Source organism: Streptomyces sp. NPDC126497 (assembly GCF_040302425.1).
In the GTDB taxonomy this organism is placed as follows: domain Bacteria; phylum Actinomycetota; class Actinomycetes; order Streptomycetales; family Streptomycetaceae; genus Streptomyces.
Genome location: NZ_JBEORT010000009.1, coordinates 103,366 through 124,710 on the forward strand (window position 1 = coordinate 103,366; position 21,345 = coordinate 124,710).

Below are 21,345 nucleotides of genomic sequence, written 5' to 3' on the forward strand. Positions count from 1 at the left end.
GCTGAACGGGGCTCCCGTGCGCGATGGATCGGGTCTCGCGGCCGGCGACGAGGGGCGGGTGCCCCGGAGTGCTGGTGAAGGCCCGACGGCGGCTGCGCACGGGCTGAGCGGGGGGCCTCGCACGGCGGAGGGCCAGTCCGTGCGGACCGGCCCTCCGGGGGACGGGCGTTCAGGACGCGGCGCCGACGCCTCCCATGACACTGGCGAACAGCAGGATGCCGAGCAGCGGCAGGATCACCGTGGCCACGATGCCGCAGACCAGTCCGGCGGTCGCCGAACCCTTGTTGGTGGCCTCGCCGCGGTTGGCCTTCCCCCGGCCGACGGCGCCGAAGACGATCGCCAGGATGCCCAGGATCACGCCGAAGAACCACAGGAAGAAGGTGAGGCTGCAGACCAGGCCGATGATGCCCAGCACCAGTCCGGTGGTCCCCATGCCGTTGCTCGGCTGCAGGGGCATCCCGTAGCCGGGCGTCTGCGGATAGGGCGCGGGGGGCATGCCCTGCGGGGCGGGACCCGTCGGGTAACCGTAGGAAGGGCCGGACTGCGGATAGCCGTATCCCGGGCCCGGCTGCTGCGGGGGCTGGGACGGCGGCCCGAACCCACCGGGTGCGGGATTGGTGCCGGACATGAAAACGCTCTCCCCTCCGTTAAAACTGACCCCGGCATCATAGGGACCTCTCTCTTCCCGAAGCGGGGATTCCCGTCCCGGCCCCCCTCCCGGGGCGGGACGGGAGGATTTCGGGGCCCGACGCACCGGGGTCCGGCACCGATGTCCTCGGTGCCGGACCCCTTCCTGGCGTCGGCCGCGTCCGGACCCTCAACCGGAGAAGCCGACGTGCGCGAGCCGCAGCGGGCCGCGCAGCCGCAGGCGCACGTCGTGCACGCCGTCGACGACGGCGAGGGACGCGCGGAGCGTGGTGTAGTCGTACGGGCCGGACGTGGGCGTTTGCGGCGAAAGTTCGGCGAGCACCGGTCCGCCGTCGAGCGAGACCTCGACCGTGCCCTCGCCGGAGACCTCGACGGTCACCTCCGTCGCCCCGGCGCCGAAGTCGCAGCCCTTGAAGAGGAGTTCGCCCTCCTTCCCGGCCACGGCGGTGACCGCGTCGCCCGCGGCCTTCGTCCGGTCGACGATCCCGATGCCGCTCTGCTCGTCGAAACCGGCCCCGTCCAGGCCGCGTTCGAGGACGGCGCGCGGGGCGGCCGGCTCGCCCTCCAGGGTCACGGTGGCCCGTGCGCGCACGTCCTCGCTGGAGGCCCCGGCCAGCAGCTCGTACGCCCCCGGCTCCACCCGCCACCGGTCCGCCGCCACGTCCCAGAACGCGAAGGCGGACAGCGGCAGCACGAAGGACAGCCCGGCCGACTCCCCGGGCGCCAGCGTCACCCGCCGGTGCGCCAGCAGCTCGCGGCGCGGCCGCGGGACCGACGGGTCCACGGCCCGGGCGTAGAGCTGGGGCACCTCGTCGGCGGTGACGTCACCGGTGTTGGTGACGGTGAAGGAGACGTGCACCGCCGACCCGGCGACGTCCGCCGTCAGCTCCCCGTAGGAGAAGTCCGCGTACGACAGACCGTGCCCGAAGGGGAACAGCGGCGTCCCCTCGAAGTACAGATAGGTCTGCCGGCCGCCGATCACGTCGTAGTCGAGGAGGTCCGGCAGGTCGGCGTCGTCGGCGTACCAGGTCTGCGGCAGCCGGCCGGCGGGGGAGACGTCGCCGGCGAGCACGCGGGCCAGCGCGGTGCCCGCGGCCTGGCCGCCGTGCGCGGTCCACAGCAGCGCCGGGAGGTCCGCCGCGTCCACCGCGTACGGGTAGGCGGAGGTCAGCACCAGCACCGTGTCCGGGTTGGCGGCGCGGGCCGCGCGCAGCAGCCGCTCCTGCTGGGCGGGCAGCCGCAGCGTCGTACGGTCCTCGGTCTCGCGCCCGTTGATGTGCGGGTCGTTGCCGGCGACCACCACGACCACGTCGGCGCCTGCCGCGACGCGGGTGACCGCGTCCTGCCCGCGCTCGACGACGACCAGCTCGAAGACCTCGGGATCCTCCTCGGCAACCTTCACGCCGTCGGCGGCGACCTGCACGTGGCGTCCTGTCCCCACGTGCCTGAGGAGGTGACCGTCCCCGTGCGGCTCCAGCCGGAACGTCTCCTGCACGACCCAGCCGCCCGGCTGGTCGGCGGAGGCGCGCACGTACCCGTCCTCGGCGACGGAGAGGTAGCGGCCGTCGGGTGCCCGCAGGGTGAGCACGCCCTCGCCCCAGTCGGCCAGGGCGAGCTCGGTGCCCTCCGCCCCGGCAATGAGCGGCGGCAGGTCGGTGCGGCCCGCGAGCAGCGCCGGGTCGAGGGCGCCCTCGGCGCCGCGCGCCGCCCCGGGGGCCTCGGGGGCCGGCGGGACGTGCAGGAACGTACCGGCGGAGGTCTTCAGCAGCACCCGGTCCACGCCCTCGGCGAACTCCACGCGCTCGGCGCCGAAGCGCTCGTAGAGGCCCTCCAGGGGGGTGACGCGGTGGATGAGGCTGCCGCTGTACCAGTCGAGCTTGCACTCGTCGGCGAGCAGCCCGACGACCGCGACGCGGGCGTCCGGGGCGAGCGGCAGCGCGCCGTCGTTCTTCAGCAGGACGACCGCCTGCTCGGCGGCCTCCCGGGCGAGCGCCCGGTGCTCCGGGGTGTCGAAGGGCTGCTCCCCGGCGTACGGGTCCGCGCCCGGGTCGAACTCGCCGAGCCGGAACCGCACCGAGAGCTGACGGCGTACGGCCGTGTCGACGTCGGCCTCCGTCAGCAGGCCCCGCTCCAGCGCGCCCCGGACACGTCCGATGATCGTCGAGCTGTCGGTGCCGTGGTCGGTGAAGCTGTCGACCCCGGCCCGCAGGGCCGCCGCGGTGGCCTCCTCGTGGGTGTCGAAGTAGTGCTCGGAGTCGACCAGGTTGGACGGCGCTCCGGCGTCCGAGCAGACCAGCAGGTCCTGTTCGGTCCAGGTGCGCAACTGCTCGCGCAGATACGGCGACACGTGGTTCGGGCGGCCGTTGACCAGGTTGTACGCCGGCATCACGCCGGCCACCGTGCCCGCCTCGACGGACTCGCGGAAGGCGCGCAGGTCGTACTCGTGGAGCACCCGCGGGCGGACGGAGCTGGAGGTGGTGTCGCGCTCCGTCTCGTTGTTGTGCGCCAGCCAGTGCTTGAGGACGGGGGCGGTGCGCCAGTACACCGGATGGTCACCGCGCAGGCCGTGGGTGTAGGCGGTGGCGATCGCCGAGGTGAGCTTCGGGTCCTCGGAGTAGCCCTCCTCGTTGCGGCCCCACAGGGGGTGGCGCAACAGGTTGACGGTCGGCGCCCAGACGTTGAGGCCGACGCGCTCGTCGCGGGCGCGCATGGCGCGGACCTCCCGGGACACCGCCTCGCCCACCCGGCGCACCAGTTCCTCGTTCCAGGTGGCGCCCAGGCCGACGGCCTGCGGGAACACCGTCGCCGGGCCCATCCAGGCGACACCGTGCAGGGCCTCCTGTCCGGTGCGGAAGGCGGCGACGTCCAGACGCTCGACGGCCGGCGCGAACTGGTGCAGAAATCCGATCTTCTCGTCGAGGGTGAGCCGCGACAGGAGGTCGTCGATGCGCTTCGCGAACGGCAGGGTCGTATCGCGGAAAGACGGCGTGGGCGGCGTTGGTGCGGTCACGTGGAGTTCCCCTCGGGATGGAGCGGCGAGGCGCTTTCGAAGCGCTTCGATGCTCATTCGGGGCAGGGGTGGGTGTCAAGGGATCCAGGGCACCGGATCCAACGCCTCGCGAGTGATCCATGGACATGATGGCTGCATCGCGATCGTGCATACATCCGAGGAATCTTGGATGTGACCCTTGTGTGCCCCTGGGTGTTCACTTAACCTCGCAGCAACATCGAAGCGCTTCGACTGAGAGGCCCGCCTTTCCGGCGCACCTTCCGCCGAACCACCGCTTCGGCTCAGCCAGTTCCACTGAAGACACCGCAGCCGACGGCCACCGCCGGGTGTCCTGGTGCGCCATGAAGGGTTGACGCAATGACGCCGAACGCCGCCCCCACCTCCTCCGGGCCGAGCCGGAGAAGCTTCCTCGCCTCCACGGCGGTCGCCACCGCAGCGGTGGCCGGAGGAATGCCGCTGCTCGCCGCGTGCGGCGGCTCCGACGGAGGCTCGCGGGACGGCACCACGTCGGGCAAGGACGCCAAGAAGATCCTCCCGGCGTACGTGGCGAGCAACGTGGTCACGCCCGACATCCCCAGCAAGAACGGTTCCGCGGTCGGCTTCACCGGCAAGCTCGACCTGGCGGGCCTGAAGACGTCGGTGCCGAAGAAGCTCGGCAAGGGCGGCAAGGTCACGATCATGTCGCCGTTCTGGGGCTCCCCGCCCAAGGACGACAACGCCTACTACACCTCGATGAACGACCTCATCGGCGTCGACGTGGTCTGGCGGAACCAGGACGGCAACACCTACGACCAGAAGCTCGGCGCCGTCCTCGCCTCCAGCGAGGTGCCCGACGTGGTGGTCGTGCCCGGCTGGAACATGACGGGCAAGATCCCCAGCGCCATCATCGGCAAGTTCGCCGACCTCGGCCCGTACCTGTCCGGCGACGCCGTCAAGGACTACCCGAACCTCGCGGCGATCCCCACCGACGCCTGGCAGCGGTCCATCTTCGGCGGCAAGCTGCGCGGCCTGCCCATGCCGTCCTCGTACGTCACCGGCATCGTCCCGCTCTACCGTCAGGACATCTTCGAGAAGGAGGGCTACGAGGTCCCCCGCTCGTGCGACGAGTTCATGGAGCTGGCCAAGGACGCCACCAGCGCCAAGGCCAAGCGCTGGGCCTGCCTGGACATGAAGTGGACCGCCTTCAACGCCTTCGGCGTGCTCTCCGGCGAGGAGAAGTCGCTCGGCTGGAACCTGGCCGACGGCAAGCTGGTCTACCGCATCGAGACCGAGGAGTACCTCGAGGCCCTGGAGTGGACGCGCAAGCTGTTCGCCGCCGGCGTGGTGCACCCCGACGCCAAGCTGGGCAAGAGCAACGCCAGCGACCCCGGCCCCAAGTTCGCCGCCGGCGAGTTCCTCATCTACAACCAGGACATGTCGCAGTGGTGGAGCCGCACCGCCGAACAGGCCACCCAGAACCCCGACTTCAAGATCTGGGGCATGGACATCTTCGGCCACGACGGCGGTGACCCCACGCTGTGGGCCAAGAACCCGGCCGGCATCTTCGCCTTCGTCAACAAGAAGGCCTCCGAGGCCGTGATCCGCGACGTGCTGGCGGTCGCCAACGTCACCGCCGCGCCGTACGGCACCAAGGAGTACATGGCCACCAACTACGGCGTGGAGGGCACCCACTACACCGTCAAGGACGGTGTGCCCACCAAGACCGACCAGGGCAACATCGACGTGATGAACGCCTACGTGATGGTCGCGAGCCCCGCCCCGACCATCGCCCACCCCGACTTCCCCGAGGTCGCCAGGGGCCAGGTGGAGTGGCAGCAGCGGATGGGCGCCTTCACCAGGAAGTCGGCCTTCTACGGCATGCAGATCACCGAGCCCGCCCGCTGGACCAACCTCTCCAACGACTTCGAGCAGCTGGAGGACGACGTCATCCGCGGCCGCAAGAAGGTCAGCGACGTGCAGCAGGCCGTCTCCGACTGGAGGAGCAAGGGCGGCGACGAGCTCCGCGACTGGTACAAGAAGATCCTCGACGAGAACGGCTCGGCGGCCGGCTGACCGGGTACCGAGGCAAGGAGAACCGCCGTGTCCCACAGCACGGTGCCTCGGACCGACACCGAGGCCGAAGCGAAGGAGAACCCCCCGGCGGCGCACGGCGGCGCCCCCGGGGCCACGAAGAAGCCACCCGCCGGGAAGCTCAGCCTCCGGCTGAGGTTCCGACGCGACCGCGTCCTGCTGCTGATGACGCTGCCGGCCGTGCTGCTGGTACTGCTCTTCAACTACGTGCCGATCCTCGGCAACGTCGTCGCGTTCCAGGAGTACGACCCCTACATCAGTGACAACGGGGTCGTCTCCATCCTGCACAGCCCCTGGGTGGGCCTGGAGAACTTCCAGCGCATCTTCGAGGACTCCGCCTTCTGGAACGCGGTGCAGAACACACTGGTGCTGTTCTTCCTCCAGCTGGTGCTGTACTTCCCGGTCCCCATCCTGCTCGCGCTGCTCATCAACAGCGTGGTCAGGCCCCGGGTGCGGGCGATCTCGCAGGCCGTCCTCTACCTGCCGCACTTCTTCTCGTGGGTGCTGGTCGTCGCCGTCTTCCAGCAGCTGTTCGGCGGCGCCGGACTGCTGTCCCAGGTGCTGCGCGACCACGGGTACGACGGACTCAGCCTGATGACCGACCCGGAGACCTTCAAGTTCCTGGTCACCGCGCAGAGCGTGTGGAAGGACGCCGGCTGGGGGATCATCGTCTTCCTCGCCGCGCTGGCCTCGGTCAGCCCCGACCTGTACGAGGCCGCCGCGATGGACGGCGCCAACCGCTGGCGCCGCATGTGGCACGTCACGCTGCCCGCGCTGCGCCCGGTGATCGCCCTGCTGCTGGTGCTGCGCGTCGGCGACGCCCTGACGGTCGGCTTCGAACAGATCCTGCTGCAACGCGACATGGTCGGACCGGACGCCGCGGAGGTCCTCGACACCTTCGTGTGGTGGAACGGCGTGCGCAACCAGGACTTCGGCTACGCGGCCGCCGCGGGACTCGTCAAGGGCGTCATCAGTCTCGGCCTGGTCCTGATAGCGAACAAGGTGGCCCATCTCATGGGCGAGCAGGGGGTGTACAAGAAGTGACCGCCGTCATCGACAAGCCCGCGCGCACGCCCGGCCGCTGGGCGGCCCCGCCCCGGCCGGTGTGGGAGGAGAAGCCCAGCCGGGCCGGGCTCGCCGGCAAGGGGCTGATCCTGCTCCTCGCCTGTCTGGCCATCCTGTTCCCGCTGTGGATCGTCGTGGTCACCAGCCTGTCCACGCGCAAGGCCATCGACGAGGCCGGCGGACTGGTGATGATCCCGACGGACATCACCTTCGTCGCCTACCAGGAGCTGCTCGGCGGCGGCCAGGTCACCCGGGCCGCGCTCGTCAGCATCGGCATCACCCTCGTCGGCACCCTCTTCTCCATGACGGTGTCGGTGCTGTGCGCCTACGGACTGTCCCGCAGCGGCTCGCTGGGCCACCGCTGGATCCTCATGGTGCTGCTGGCCACGATGTTCTTCAGCGCCGGCCTCATCCCCACCTACCTGCTGGTGCAGTCCCTGGGCCTGACGGACACCTACCTCGCGCTGATCCTGCCCAGCGCGATCAGCGTCTTCAACATCCTGGTGCTGCGCGGCTTCTTCATGGGCATCTCGCAGGAACTGATCGACAGCGCCCGCATCGACGGCGCCGGGGACCTGCGCATCCTGAGGCAGATCGTGCTGCCGCTCTCCCGCGCGGTCGTCGCGGTGATCACGCTGTTCTACGCCGTCGGCTACTGGAGCGCCTGGTTCAACGCCTCCCTGTACCTGAACGACCAGGACATGCTGCCGCTGCAGAACGTCATGATCCAGCTGGTGCAGAAGCAGGAGGCGCCGGTCGGCCTGGGCCAGGCGATCAAGACCGGTGAGCTGTCCGGTCTGGCCGTGCAGATGGCCGTCATGGTGATGGCGCTGCTGCCGGTGGCCGTGTTGTCGCCGTTCGTCCAGAAGCACTTCAAGAAGGGCATGCTCACGGGGGCCGTCAAGGGTTGACGTCCTTGGTTGCGGGGCTGCGCGGTCAATGGGCCGCGGGTCCGTCGTGGCTGGTCGCGCCCACGCGGCGGAGCCGCACACCGGACACAGCCCCGCGCCCCTCCGGTTTCTCCACTCACCCCCCTCACAGGCGAGGTTCTGTCATGTTCGCGTCTTCCTTGAGTCGGCGTGCCGTTCTTGCCGGAGCGGCGGCCGGCGCCGCCGTCGCCGGTGTTCCCGCCCTCGGCGGCCGGGCGGAGGCCGCCGGGTCCTCCGCCTACCGCTGGCGCAACGTCGTCGTCGGCGGGACCGGGTTCATCACCGGTGTGCTGTTCCACCCCCGGGTGCGCGGCCTCGCCTACGCCCGGACCGACATCGGGGGCGCCTACCGCTGGGACGACCGGCGCGACCGCTGGATCCCGCTGCTCGACCACATCGGGTGGGACGACTGGAACCTGCTCGGCGTCGAGGCGATGGCGGTCGACCCCGCCCACCCGGACCGGCTGTACCTCGCCTGCGGCACCTACGCCCAGTCGTGGGGGAGCAACGGTGCCGTGCTGCGCTCGGACGACCGCGGCGCCACCTGGCGGCGCACCGACCTCACCGTGAAGCTCGGCGCCAACGAGGACGGCCGGGGCGCGGGGGAGCGGCTCCTCGTGGACCCGCGCGACAGCGACACCCTGTGGCTCGGCACCCGGCACGACGGGCTGCTCAGGTCCACCGACCGGGGCGCCACCTGGGCGCCGGTGAGCGGATTCCCGGCCACCCCGTCCGCCACCGGCCAGGGCGTCACCCTCCTCGTCGCCGCCGGGCGCGCCGTCTACGCCGGCTGGGGCGACGGCGCAGGCGCGAACCTGTTCCGTACCTCTGACGGCACCACCTGGGAGGCGGTCCCGGGGCAGCCGTCCGGCACCGCCGCCCGCGTGCCGATCCGGGCCGCCTACGACCGGCACGCCCACGAGCTGTACGTGACCTACGCCGACGCGCCCGGCCCCAACGGCCAGTCCGACGGCAGCGTGCACAAGCTGCGCACCACCGGCGGCACGTGGACCGAGGTCACCCCGGTGAAGCCGGGCGGGACGACGGAGGAAGGTTCCGCCGACACCTTCGGCTACGGCGGGGTCGCCGTGGACGCCCGCCGTCCCGGCACCGTCGTCGTCTCCACCAACAACCGCTGGGCGGCGGTCGACACCCTGTACCGGTCCACCGACGGCGGACGCAGCTGGCGCTCGCTGAAGGACACCGCCGTCCTCGACGTGTCCGAGACGCCCTACCTGAAGTGGGGCGGGGACGAGCCCAAGTTCGGCTGGTGGATCCAGGCGCTCGCCCTCGACCCGTACGATGCGCGGCACGTCGTGTACGGCACCGGCGCCACCCTCTACGCCACCCGCGACCTGCGCCGCTGGACCCCGCGGGTCCGCGGCCTGGAGGAGGCGTCCGTGACCCAGCTGGTCTCGCCCCCGACCGGGAGGGCGCACCTGATCAGCGGGGCGCGGGACATCGGGGTGATGTACCACGAGCGCCTCACCTCGTCCCCGGCGCGGGGCATGGCGACGAACCCCGTCTTCGGGTCGGCGACGGGACTCGCGCAGGCCGCGCGCAGACCGGCGTACGTCGTCCGGACGGGCTGGGGAGACCACGGCAACGGCGCGTACTCCCACGACGGCGGGCGGACCTGGGCGCCCTTCGCGGCCCAGCCCCCCCTCGCCAAGGACGCGCCGGGGCCGATCGCCGCCAACGCCGACGGCAGCGTGCTCCTGTGGTCCTTCGTGCACTGGGACGGCACCAGGTACCCGGCCCACCGCTCGGCGGACAACGGCGCCACCTGGTCCGAGATCCCCTCCTTCCCGAAGGGCGCCACCCCGGTCGCCGACCCGGCCGACCCGACGCTCTTCTACGCGTACGACACCGACACGGGAACGCTGCTCGCCAGCACCGACGCCGGCCGTTCCTTCACCGCCCGGGCGACCGGACTGCCCTCCGGTGACAGCCAGTTCAAGCTGGTCGCGGCGCCCGGCCGCAGCGGCGACCTGTGGCTGAGCGCCAAGGGGAACGGGCTCCACCGGTCCACCGACGGCGGCGCGACCTTCACCAGGGTCGACAGCTGCCGCTCCTCCCACACCCTCGGTTTCGGCAAGGCCGCCGCCGGCGCCGACTACCCGGCGATCTACCAGGTCGGCTCCGTCGAGGCCGTCACCGCCGTGTACCGCTCCGACGACGGGGCGAGGACCTGGGTGCGGATCAACGACGACGACCACCAGTGGGGCTGGACCGGCGAGACCGTCACCGGCGACCCGCGCGTGTACGGCCGGGTCTACCTCGCCACCAACGGGCGCGGCATCCAGTACGGGGAGCCCGTCTGATGCCGGACCTGAGCGACGTCACCCGCGGCCGCCTCCTCTACGGCGGCGACTACAACCCCGAGCAGTGGCCCGAGGAGGTCTGGCACGAGGACGTCCGGCTGATGAAGGAGGCCGGGGTCAACTCCGTCACCCTCGGTGTCTTCTCCTGGTCGAAGCTCGAACCCCGGCCCGGGGAGCGGGACTTCGGCTGGCTCGACCGGCTGATGGACCTGATGCACGACAACGGCGTCGGGGTCGTCCTCGCCACCCCGACCGCCTCCCCGCCGCCCTGGATGGGCCACCTCCACCCGGACACCCTGCCCCGGGACGCGGAGGGCCGGACCGAGTGGTGGGGCGGACGCCAGCACTTCTCGCACTCCAGCGCCACCTACCGCCGGTACGCCGCCGCCATCACCGAGGACCTGGCCGCCCGCTACGGCACCCACCCCGCCCTCACCCTGTGGCACATCAACAACGAGTACTGCACCTACGACTGGGGCGACGAGGCCGCCGCCCGCTTCCGGGTCTGGCTGCGCCACCGCTACGGCTCCCTCGACGCCCTCAACACCGCCTGGGGCACCGCCTTCTGGAGCCAGGGCTACGGCGACTGGGCCGAGGTGCTGCCGCCCCGCCACGCGCACTACCTGAAGAACCCCACCCAGGTGCTGGACTTCAAGCGCTTCACCTCCGACATGCTCCTGGAGTGCTACACCGCCGAACGCGACATCGTCCGCCGGCACACCCCGCACCTGCCGGTCACCACCAACTTCATGCCGCTGTGGGCGGGGCAGGACGCCTGGCGCTGGGCCGAGGAGGAGGACGTCGTCTCCGTCGACCTCTACCCCGACCCGCGCGACCCGCTCGGCGCCCAGAGCGGCGCCCTGGTCCAGGACATGACCCGCTCCCAGGCCCGCGGCCCGTGGATGCTGATGGAGCAGGCGGCCGGGCCGGTCAACTGGCGCCGGGTGAACCGCCCCAAGCCGCGCGGCCTCAACCGGCTGTGGTCCCTCCAGGCCGTGGCGCGCGGCGCCGACGCCGTCTGTTACTTCCAGTGGCGCCAGTCCCGGCAGGGCGCCGAGAAGTTCCACTCCGGGATGGTCGGCCACGCCGGCGAGCAGGGACGCACGTACCAGGAGGTCAAGCAGCTCGGCGCGGACCTCGCCCGGATCGCCCCGCACACCGCCGGCGGCCGGATCACCGCCGACGTCGCCGTGCTGCACGACTGGCACTCCTGGTGGGCCGGGGACCAGGAGGCCCGGCCCTCCCACGAGGTCGACCACCCGCGGGTCCTGAGCGCCTGGCACCGCGCCCTCTGGCAGGCCCACCTCACCACCGACTTCGCCCACCCCGAACACGACCTGACCGGCTACCGGCTCGTCGTCGTCCCACAGCTCTACCTCCTCACCGACACGGCCGTCGACAACCTGCTCGCCTACGTGCGCGGCGGCGGCACCCTGGTCTGCGGCTTCCTGACCGGCGTCGCCGACCAGGACGACCGGGTGCGGCCCGGCGGCATGGACGCCCGGCTGCGGGAACTCTTCGGCATCCGCACCCTGCACGAGTGGTGGCCGCTGGAACCGGGGGAGACCGCCGTGTGCGGGGACGGTCTGCGCGGCACCCTGTGGTCCGAGGAACTGGAGCCCGACGGCACCGCCGACGAGACCGTCCCCTACAAGGGCGGGGAACTCGACGGACTGCCCGCCGTGCTGCGCAAGGGCCGCGCCTGGTACGTCTCGACGCTCCCCGAACCGGAGGCGCTACGCGCGCTGCTGACCCGCGTCGCCACCGGCGCGGGCGTGCGGCCGGTGCTCGACGGACTCCCGGACGGAGTCGAGGCGGTCCGCCGCGGGGACCTGCTGTTCCTGCTCAACCACGACCGCGAGCCGGTCACCGTCGACGTTCCGGGAACCCACCACGACCTGCTGACGGAGACCACCGTGACCGACCGGATCACCCTCGCCCGCTACGGCGTGGCGGTGCTCGCCGCATGAGCGCCACCCCCGTCCACGGCACCTGGGAACCACGGCCGGCCGCCCGCTGGGAGGACGCCTTCCTGAGCGGCAACGGCCGCCACGGCGCCCTCGTGTTCGGCGACCCGGACGACGACCGGACCGTCGTCACCCACCACACCCTCGTCCGTCCGGGCGAGGGCGCCGACCACAACCGGCTGCCGCCCCGGCTGGCCGGGGAACTGCCCGGCCTCCAGGACCGGCTGCTCGCCGGCGACCCGACCGCCGCCGAGGGCTTCACCGACGGCCGCCCGCTCCAGTGGGTGCGGCCCTTCCACCCCGCCTTCCAGATCCGGGTGCGCCGCCCGGACGGCGACCCGGACCCGGGCGGATACCGCCGTACGCTCGACTTCGCCACCGGCGTCGCCGAGGCCACCCGCGCCGACCGGACCAGCCGGGTCTTCGTCTCCCGCGCCGACGACGTGGTCGTCCAGCACGTCACCGGCCCCGGACTCGCCCTCGAGGTCTCCCTGGACCACCGCCTCCCGGGCGCCCCCACCGGCCTGGGCGTCGGCCACGGAGCCGTGCTCACCCCCGAGGGCGCCCTGCTGAGCCTGCGCGCCCGCTACCCGGGCAGCGACCTCGCCTGCACCGGCGTCACCCTGGTCGCCGTCACCGGCGGCCGGACGGCGCTCGCCCCGCCGGGCGTGCGCGTCGAGGGCGCCCGGTCCGTGCTGCTGCTCACCCGGGTGCGGCGGCACACCGGGGAAATCGACGTGGTCGCCGAGGGCCGCGCCCTGCGCGCCCTGCTCGACGACGCGCCCGGGTCCTGGTACGACGACCTCCTCGCCCGCCACCTGCCCCCGCACCGCACCGCCTACGAACGGGTCACCCTCGACCTGGCCGCCGACCCGGACGAACGCGCCCTGCCGGGTTCCGAGCTGCTCGCCCGGCCGCGCAGCGCCGCCCTGCTCGAGAGGCTCTTCGCGGCCGGCCGCTACCACCTGCTGTCCTCCAGCGGCCTGTTCCCGCCCCGCCTCACCGGCCTGTGGACCGGTGACTGGGACACCGCCTGGTCCGGCGCCTTCACCAACGACGCCAACCTCAACCTGCAGACCGCCTCCGCCGCCGCGGCGGCCCTCCCCGAGGTCACCGAGGCCCTGGCCGCGCTGATCCAGCGGCAGCTGCCCGACTGGCGGGACAACGCCCGCGCGGTCTTCGGCGCCCGGGGCGTCGTCGCGCCCGCCCACAGCGACGGCGAGTCGGGGCACTCGTACCACTTCAGCCGCGAGTACCCGCTGCACCTGTGGACCGCCGGCGCCGACTGGCTGCTCAAGCCCCTCGTCGACCACGACGAGACCCGCGGTGAACGCGATCCGCGCACCGCCGCCGCGCTCGCCGAGGTCGCCCTGTTCTACGAGGACTTCCTCACCCGCACCGACGGTGAGGGGCGGCCGGTCGTCGTCCCCTCCTACTCGCCCGAGAACCGGCCCGCCAACGCGAGCTGGGGCGCCGTCAACGCGGCCATGGACCTCTCCGCGGCCCGGCACGCCCTGCGGACCGCCGCCGCGTACCACCCGGAGCACGCCGACCGCTGGCGGGCGCTCGCCGACCGGCTGCCCCCGCACCGGATCAACGCCGACGGCGCGCTCGCCGAATGGGCGTGGCCCGGTCTGGAGGACTCCTACGACCACCGCCACCTCAGCCACCTCTACGGCGTCTGGCCGCTGGACGAGATCACCCCCTACGACACCCCGGAGCTGGCCGCCGCCGCCCACCGCGCCCTGGAACTGCGCGGCGCCGAGAACGACTCCGCGCACGGCCATCTGCACCACGCGCTGATCGCGGCCCGCCTGCGGGACGGCGGGCGGGTCGCCCACGCGCTCGGCCAGGTCCTCGACGGCGACTTCTTCCACGCCTCCCTGATGAGCGCGCACTACCCGCACCGCCACGTCTACAACGCCGACGCCGCCCACACCCTGCCCGCCGTGCTGATCGAGGCGCTCGTCCAGTCCACCCCCGACCGGCTGGTCCTGCTGCCGGCGCCGCTCCCGGCGTACCCGAGCGGCGCGCTGCGCGGGATCCGCACCCGCTTCGGCGCCTCGCTCGACCTCACCTGGTCCCCGGACGGCGCCACCGCCGTCCTGCGGCCCACCCGCACCCACCGCATCGACCTGTGGACTTCCGCCGGCGCCGAGCCGCTCGACCTCGTCGCCGGAGAAGACCGCGTCCTCACCCCGAAGGCGCGGTGACCTCCCCGTGATTCCCCCCACCCATGGAAGGAACGCCATGGCAACAAGCATCTCGAGCAGGATCACCAAGGTCCTGCTGGCGCCCGCCCTCGCGCTCGGCGCGACGGTCGGCCTCGCCTCCGCCCCCGCCCACGCCGCCGTCTGGAACTCCTGCGACCAGTGGGGCAACACCGGCCTGAACGGCTACACCCTCTACAACAACATCTGGGGCTCCGGCGCAGGCGCCCAGTGCGTCTGGGCCAACTCCGGCACCAACTGGGGCGTGTGGGCCGACCATCCCAACACCGGCGGCATCAAGTCCTACCCGAACTCCAAGAAGGTGATCAACAAGTCGATCACCTCCCTCACGTCGCTCACCAGCAGCTACAACGTCACCGTCCCGTCCTCGGGCGCGTACAACACCTCGTACGACATCTGGGACACGGACTACGACTACGAGATCATGCTCTGGGTCAACCACAACGGGGCGGTGGGCCCGCTCGGCAGCCCGCAGGGAACCGTGAGCCTCGGCGGCCACACCTGGAACGTGTACAAGGGGACCAACGGCGCCAACGAGGTCTTCTCGTTCCTGCGCACCTCGGACTCGAACTCCGGCACCGTCAACATCCTCCCGATCCTGAAGTGGATCAAGGACACCAAGGGGTGGATGGGCAACGAGACCATCGGTGACGTGCAGTTCGGCTACGAGATCACCTCGTCGGCCGGCGGGCTGGACTTCCGCACCAACAACCTGACGGTCAGCGGCGGCTGACCCGGCGCGGATCGCGTCGAGGGGCCGGTCCCAGCGGGACCGGCCCCTTCGCGCGCGGCCGGCTACGGGGCGGGCGCCGGGCCCGAGCTCGCGCGGACCGTCAGTTCGGGTGCGATCAGCACGACCTCGTCGCCGCCCCGCCCGCCGAGCTTGGCGACCAGCTGCTCCACGGCGAGCCGGCCCATCTCCTGCGCGGGGACCGCGACCGACGTCAGCCGCACCGAGGCCTGCACGGCGACCTGCTCCGGGCAGACCGCGACCACCGAGACGTCCTCGGGCACGGCCCGCCCCTGCTGGCGCAGCAGGGCGAGCAGCGGTTCGACCGCCGCCTCGTTCTGCACGACGAAGCCCGTGGTGCCGGGGCGCTCGTCGAGGATCCGGGCGAGCGTCACGGCCATCGCGTCGTACCCGCCCCCGCACGGCCGGTGCAGCAGCCGCAGCCCCAGCTCGCGCGCGCGGGTGCGCAGCCCGTCCAGGGTGCGCTCGGCGAAACCGGTGTGCCGTTCGTAGACCGCCGGGGCCTCGCCTATGACGGCCACGTCCCGGTGCCCCCGCTCGGCCAGGTGCTCCACGCACAGCGCGCCGGTGGCCTTGAAATCGAGGTCCACGCAGGTCAGACCGGTGGTGTCGGCGGGCAGCCCGATCAGCACCGCCGGCTGGTCGGTCTCCCGCAGCAGCGGCAGCCGCTCGTCGTCGAGTTCGACGTCCATCAGGATCATGCCGTCGGCCAGTCCGCTGCCCGCGACCCGGCGCACCGCGTCCGGGCCCTCCTCGCCGGTGAGCAGCAGCACGTCGTACCCGTGGGTGCGGGCCGTGGTGGCCACCGCGATGGCGATCTCCATCATCACCGGCACGTACATGTCCGTGCGCAGCGGGACCATCAGCGCGATGATGTTCGACCTGCTGCTGGCCAGGGCGCGGGCCCCGGCGTTCGGGTGGTACCCGAGCTCACGGATGCTCCGCTCGACCCGTTGCCGGGTGTTCACGGAGATGGACCGCTTGCCGCTGAGGACATAGCTCACCGTGCTCGCGGAGACTCCGGCGTGCTGGGCGACCTCGGCGAGGGTGACCATCCAGTCTCCAAGCGTGTGAAGCGCTTCGACAGTGCGCGCAACGTATAGGGGCAGGTGAGGGTGGTTCGACAGTAGTCCCACAGGAGGACGGGTGTCCATAGGCTGTCGAAGCGCTTCGACGGCTTTCTCCGCAGTCGGATCGGGCCGCACGGGCGCCGGAGGAATTCTCCCCCATCGCGGCCCGCCCGCCGAAGCGCGGGAGCGTGGGCCGCGCGGCCGCACGAAGGGTGGCGGGGCGGCTACGGATCGGGTACATACGATCGAGTAGCACTCATCGGTCATGCAATGACATCGTCCTCTTCGCGGCGAGGTGACCCTCATGTCCGCAGTACCCGAGTCCCCGTCCCGGCCCACGGTCACCGAACGGGAGGCCCGCCAGGTGGCGGAGGCCGCCCGGGAACAGGACTGGCGCAAGCCCAGCTTCGCCAAGGAACTGTTCCTCGGCCGCTTCCGGCTCGACCTGATCCACCCCCACCCCCTGCCCGCCGACGAGCACGTCCAGCGCGGCGAGGAGTTCCTCGCCAAGCTCCGCGACTTCTGCGAGACGAAGATCGACGGCGCCCGGATCGAGCGCGACGCCCTGATCCCCGACGACGTGATCGCCGGGCTCAAGGAGCTCGGCGCCTTCGGCATGAAGATCGACACCAAGTACGGCGGCCTCGGCCTCACCCAGGTGTACTACAACAAGGCCCTCGCCCTGGTCGGCTCCGCCAGCCCGGCGATCGGCGCACTCCTCTCCGCGCACCAGTCGATCGGCGTCCCGCAGCCGCTGAAGATCTTCGGCACGCGGGAGCAGAAGGAGACCTTCCTGCCGCGCTGCGCCCGCACCGACATCTCGGCCTTCCTGCTCACCGAGCCGGACGTGGGCTCGGACCCGGCCCGCCTGGCCACCACCGCCGTCCCCGAGGGCGACGAGTACGTCCTGGACGGCGTGAAGCTGTGGACCACCAACGGCGTGGTCGCCGACCTCCTCGTGGTCATGGCGCGGGTACCGAAGTCCGAGGGCCACCGGGGCGGCATCACCGCGTTCGTGGTCGAGGCGGCCTCCGAGGGCGTCACCGTGGAGAACCGCAACGCCTTCATGGGCCTGCGCGGACTGGAGAACGGCGTCACCCGCTTCCACCGGGTCCGGGTCCCCGCCGCCCACCGCATCGGCGAGGAGGGACAGGGTCTGAAGATCGCCCTGACCACGCTCAACACCGGACGGCTCTCCCTGCCCGCGATGTGCGTCGGGTCCGGCAAGTGGTGCCTGAAGATCGCCCGAGAGTGGTCGGCGGCCCGGGAGCAGTGGGGCAAGCCGGTGGCGCTGCACGAGGCCGTCGGTTCCAAGATCGCGTTCATCGCGGCCACCACCTTCGCCCTGGAGGCCGTGGTCGACCTCTCCTCGCAGATGGCCGACGAGGACCGCAACGACATCCGCATCGAGGCCGCCCTCGCCAAGCTGTACGGCTCCGAGATGGCCTGGCTGATGGCCGACGAACTGGTCCAGATCCGCGGCGGACGCGGCTTCGAGACCGCCGCGTCGCTGCGGGCGCGCGGCGAGCGGGCGGTCCCGGCCGAGCAGATGCTGCGCGACCTGCGCATCAACCGCATCTTCGAGGGCTCCACGGAGATCATGCACCTGCTGATCGCGCGCGAGGCCGTCGACGCCCACCTCTCGGTCGCCGGCGATCTGATCGACCCCGAGAAGTCCCTCGGCGACAAGGCGCGGGCGGGCGCCGGCGCGGGCCTCTTCTACGCCAAGTGGCTGCCGAAGCTCGTCGCCGGACCCGGACAGCTCCCCGGCGCGTACGGCGGGTTCAAGCACGGCGTCGACCTCTCCCCGCACCTGCGCTACGTCGAGCGCGCCTCCCGCAGGCTCGCCCGCTCCACCTTCTACGCCATGTCCCGCTGGCAGGGGAGGATGGAGACCAAGCAGGGCTTCCTGGGCCGGATCGTCGACATCGGCGCCGAACTGTTCGCCATGAGCGCCGCCTGCGTGCGGGCCGAACTCCTGCGCCGCCGGGGCGAGAACGGCCGCGAGGCCTACCAGCTCGCCGACGCCTTCTGCCGCCAGGCCCGCATCCGCGTCGAGGAGCTCTTCGGCCGGCTGTGGACCAACACCGACGACCTCGACCGCAAGGTCGTCAAGGGCGTGCTCTCCGGCACCTACGAGTGGCTGGAGCAGGGCGTCATCGACCCCTCCGACGACGGCCCCTGGATCGCCGACGCCACCCCCGGCCCCTCGCGGCGGGAGAACGCCCACCGGCCGGTCCGCTGATCCGCGCGCACGGCGGGGAGGGGACGCACCGGGAAACCGGGGCCTCCCCTCCCCGTGAGGGCACGCACCGGGCCTCCGGGGCGGGGCCCCGGCCGTGCGCGCGACCCGACACAATGGGGTCCATGACCGACGCTCCAGCCCCCCTCGCCGACCCGCACCTCGTCTACGACCCCGTGGCGGGAGACGGACCGAAGGACGTGGTGATCCTCGGCTCCACCGGGTCGATCGGCACCCAGGCCATCGACCTCGTGCTGCGCAACCCCGACCGCTTCCGGGTCACCGCCCTGTCCGCCCACGGCGGCCGGGTCGCCCTCCTCGCCGAGCAGGCCCGCCGACTGCGGGTGCGCACGGTCGCCGTCGCCCGCGAGGACGTCGTGCCGGCGCTGCGCGAGGCGCTGTCCGCGCAGTACGGGGCGGGGGAGCCGCTGCCCGAGATCCTGGCCGGGAAGGACGCGGCCACCCACCTCGCCGCCTCCGACTGCCACACCGTGCTCAACGGCATCACCGGCTCCATCGGTCTCGCCCCGACCCTCGCCGCCCTGGAGGCGGGCCGCACCCTCGCGCTCGCCAACAAGGAGTCGCTCATCGTCGGCGGCCCGCTGGTCAAGGCGCTCGCCGAGCCGGGCCAGATCATCCCGGTCGACTCCGAGCACGCCGCCCTCTTCCAGGCGCTGGCCGCCGGCACCCGGGCCGATGTGCGCAAGCTCGTCGTCACCGCCTCCGGCGGCCCCTTCCGCGGCCGCACCAGGGAGCAGCTGGCGGACGTCACCGTCGAGGACGCCCTCGCGCACCCCACCTGGGCCATGGGCCCGGTCATCACGATCAACTCCGCGACCCTCGTCAACAAGGGCCTGGAGGTCATCGAGGCGCACCTGCTGTACGACATTCCCTTCGACCGCATCGAGGTCGTCGTGCACCCGCAGTCGTATGTCCACTCGATGGTCGAGTTCACGGACGGGTCGACACTGGCCCAGGCGACGCCCCCCGACATGCGCGGGCCCATCGCCATCGGCCTCGGCTGGCCCGAACGCATCCCCGACGCCGCCCCGGTCTTCGACTGGAGCAAGGCGTCCACCTGGGAGTTCTTCCCCCTCGACAACGAAGCCTTCCCCTCGGTGAACCTCGCCCGGCACGTCGGCGAACTCGCGGGAACCGCCCCGGCGGTGTTCAATGCCGCGAACGAGGAGTGCGTGGAGGCGTTCCGCGCCGGCGCGCTGCCCTTCAACGGGATCATGGAGACCGTCACCCGGGTGGTGGAGGAGCACGGCACCCCGGCGGCGGGAACTCCACTGACCGTGTCGGACGTCCTCGAAGCGGAGACCTGGGCCCGGACGAGGGCCCGGGAACTGACAGTCCGGACGGCGAGCGCGGAGGCGCGTGCATGACGACCCTGATGTTCATCCTCGGCATAGTCGTCTTCGCGGCAGGCCTGCTGTTCTCGATCGCCTGGCACGAGCTGGGCCACCTGTCCACGGCCAAGATGTTCGGCATCCGCGTGCCCCAGTACATGGTCGGCTTCGGCCCGACCCTCTGGTCGCGCAACAAGGGCGAGACCGAGTACGGCGTCAAGGCCATCCCGTTCGGCGGCTACATCCGGATGATCGGCATGTTCCCGCCCGGCCCCGACGGCCGCCTCGAGGCCCGCTCCACCTCACCGTGGCGCGGCATGATCGAGGACGCCCGCTCCGCCGCCTTCGAGGAGCTCCGGCCCGGCGACGAGAAGCGCCTGTTCTACACGCGCAAGCCGTGGAAACGGGTCGTCGTGATGTTCGCGGGCCCGTTCATGAACCTGATCCTCGCGGTCGTGCTGTTCCTGATCGTGCTGATGGGCTTCGGCATCCAGCAGCAGACCACCACCGTGAGCTCGGTCTCGCAGTGCGTGATCTCGCAGACCGAGAACCGCGACGAGTGCAAGAAGTCCGACCCCCGGTCCCCGGCCGCGGCCGCCGGGATGAGGGCCGACGACAGGATCGTCGCCTTCGACGGCGTCAGGACCGACGACTGGGCCACCCTCTCCGACCTCATCCGCGACAGCGCGGGCAGGACCGTGCCGATCGTCGTCGACCGCGACGGCCGGGAGGTCACCCTCCGGGCGACGATCGCCACCAACATGGTCGCCAAGAAGGACGGCAACGGCGCCTACGTCGAGGGCGAGTACGTCAAGGCCGGCTTCCTCGGCTTCAGCGCGGCCACCGGCGTCGTCAAGCAGGACTTCGGGGACTCCGTGAGCTGGATGACCGACCGGGTCGGCGACGCCGTCGACTCCCTCGCCGCCCTGCCGTCCAAGATCCCCGCCCTGTGGGACGCGGCCTTCGGCGACGGCCCCCGCGAACCCGACTCCCCGATGGGCGTCGTCGGCGCGGCCCGGGTCGGCGGCGAGATCGCCACCCTCGACATCCCCGCCTCGCAGCAGCTCGCCATGTTCGTGATGCTGCTCGCCGGCTTCAACCTCTCCCTGTTCCTGTTCAACATGCTCCCGCTGCTGCCGCTCGACGGCGGACACATCGCGGGCGCCCTGTGGGAGTCGCTGCGCCGCAACCTCGCCAAGGTGCTGCGCCGCCCCGACCCCGGCCCGTTCGACGTCGCGAAACTGATGCCGGTGGCCTACGTGGTGGCCGGGATCTTCGTCTGCTTCACCCTCCTCGTCCTGATCGCGGACGTGGTGAACCCGGTGCGGATCTCCTAGCCCCCCGGGGCACGGCGCCCGCCGTTCACGACGGCCCGGAACCCTTGGGGTTCCGGGCCGTCGCCCTTTGGACGGGTTTGCCGGAGCGATGTGCCCGAGCGTTGGCCGGTGCCGTAATCTCGGAGCCCGGAGCCCGCTGCTCACGGGGAGCCGGACCTTGATCCACGACTTGGGGTTGCACAGCAGATGACTGCGATTTCTCTCGGCATGCCGTCCGTTCCGACCAGGCTCGCCGAGCGCCGGAAGAGCCGGCAGATCCAGGTCGGGTCGGTGGCGGTGGGCGGGGACGCCCCGGTGTCCGTGCAGTCGATGACGACCACGCGCACCTCCGACATCGGCGCCACCCTGC

Annotated in this window: 14 protein-coding genes; 11 read left to right on the plus strand and 3 right to left on the minus strand. The window is 72.0% G+C overall.

From position 1 onward, the window contains the following. Nucleotides 1–169: 169 nt before the first annotated feature. Nucleotides 170–628 (minus strand): DUF4190 domain-containing protein, encoded by a 459-nt coding sequence (locus ABTY20_RS07760; protein ID WP_351996067.1) that lies wholly within the window; start codon nucleotides 626–628, stop codon nucleotides 170–172. Nucleotides 629–817: 189 nt separating this feature from the next. Further along, nucleotides 818–3,658: a glycoside hydrolase family 3 C-terminal domain-containing protein gene (locus ABTY20_RS07765; protein WP_351996068.1), complete on the minus strand. Its 2,841-nt coding sequence runs from the start codon at nucleotides 3,656–3,658 to the stop codon at nucleotides 818–820. Nucleotides 3,659–4,015: 357 nt separating this feature from the next. Here ABTY20_RS07765 and ABTY20_RS07770 point away from each other — a divergent pair, with 357 nt between their 5' ends. From ABTY20_RS07770 to ABTY20_RS07800, 7 genes are all read left to right on the plus strand, one after another. After that, nucleotides 4,016–5,710 carry an extracellular solute-binding protein gene (locus ABTY20_RS07770; protein WP_351996069.1) on the plus strand — a complete coding sequence of 565 codons (1,695 nt, stop codon included), beginning with the start codon at nucleotides 4,016–4,018 and terminating at the stop codon, nucleotides 5,708–5,710. Between the two features lie 27 nt (nucleotides 5,711–5,737). After that, entirely contained in the window at nucleotides 5,738–6,772 is a 1,035-nt protein-coding gene (locus ABTY20_RS07775; protein ID WP_351996070.1) for an ABC transporter permease, read from the plus strand. Continuing rightward, a complete protein-coding gene (locus tag ABTY20_RS07780; protein ID WP_351996071.1) occupies nucleotides 6,769–7,704 on the plus strand; it encodes a carbohydrate ABC transporter permease in 936 nt (311 codons plus the stop codon). Before ABTY20_RS07775 ends, ABTY20_RS07780 begins: the two co-directional genes overlap by 4 nt. Nucleotides 7,705–7,847: 143 nt before the next feature. Beyond that, nucleotides 7,848–10,046 (plus strand): 1,4-beta-glucanase, encoded by a 2,199-nt coding sequence (locus ABTY20_RS07785; protein ID WP_351996072.1) that lies wholly within the window; start codon nucleotides 7,848–7,850, stop codon nucleotides 10,044–10,046. Then, nucleotides 10,046–12,016: a beta-galactosidase gene (locus tag ABTY20_RS07790; protein WP_351996073.1), complete on the plus strand. Its 1,971-nt coding sequence runs from the start codon at nucleotides 10,046–10,048 to the stop codon at nucleotides 12,014–12,016. Before ABTY20_RS07785 ends, ABTY20_RS07790 begins: the two co-directional genes overlap by 1 nt. Then, nucleotides 12,013–14,226: a glycosyl hydrolase family 95 catalytic domain-containing protein gene (locus ABTY20_RS07795; protein ID WP_351996074.1), complete on the plus strand. Its 2,214-nt coding sequence runs from the start codon at nucleotides 12,013–12,015 to the stop codon at nucleotides 14,224–14,226. Before ABTY20_RS07790 ends, ABTY20_RS07795 begins: the two co-directional genes overlap by 4 nt. Nucleotides 14,227–14,263: 37 nt before the next feature. Beyond that, nucleotides 14,264–14,977 carry a glycoside hydrolase family 12 protein gene (locus ABTY20_RS07800; RefSeq protein WP_351996075.1) on the plus strand — a complete coding sequence of 238 codons (714 nt, stop codon included), beginning with the start codon at nucleotides 14,264–14,266 and terminating at the stop codon, nucleotides 14,975–14,977. Nucleotides 14,978–15,039: 62 nt separating this feature from the next. On the opposite strand, the gene ABTY20_RS07805 is transcribed toward ABTY20_RS07800, so the two are convergent. Continuing rightward, a complete protein-coding gene (locus tag ABTY20_RS07805) occupies nucleotides 15,040–16,050 on the minus strand; it encodes a LacI family DNA-binding transcriptional regulator (RefSeq protein ID WP_351996076.1) in 1,011 nt (336 codons plus the stop codon). Between the two features lie 319 nt (nucleotides 16,051–16,369). On the opposite strand from ABTY20_RS07805, the gene ABTY20_RS07810 reads away from it, so the two are divergent. From ABTY20_RS07810 to ABTY20_RS07825, 4 genes are all read left to right on the plus strand, one after another. Then, nucleotides 16,370–18,310, plus strand: a complete 1,941-nt coding sequence (locus ABTY20_RS07810; RefSeq protein ID WP_351996077.1) for an acyl-CoA dehydrogenase family protein — start codon at nucleotides 16,370–16,372, stop codon at nucleotides 18,308–18,310. 122 nt (nucleotides 18,311–18,432) lie between these two features. Then, nucleotides 18,433–19,695, plus strand: coding sequence for a 1-deoxy-D-xylulose-5-phosphate reductoisomerase (dxr, locus tag ABTY20_RS07815; protein ID WP_351996078.1), 1,263 nt, complete (start codon nucleotides 18,433–18,435; stop codon nucleotides 19,693–19,695). Beyond that, nucleotides 19,692–20,996: a M50 family metallopeptidase gene (locus ABTY20_RS07820; RefSeq protein WP_502991760.1), complete on the plus strand. Its 1,305-nt coding sequence runs from the start codon at nucleotides 19,692–19,694 to the stop codon at nucleotides 20,994–20,996. Before dxr ends, ABTY20_RS07820 begins: the two co-directional genes overlap by 4 nt. A gap of 186 nt (nucleotides 20,997–21,182) precedes the next feature. After that, the coding region (locus ABTY20_RS07825; RefSeq protein WP_351996082.1) for a flavodoxin-dependent (E)-4-hydroxy-3-methylbut-2-enyl-diphosphate synthase at nucleotides 21,183–21,345 on the plus strand (163 nt) is incomplete at its 3' end.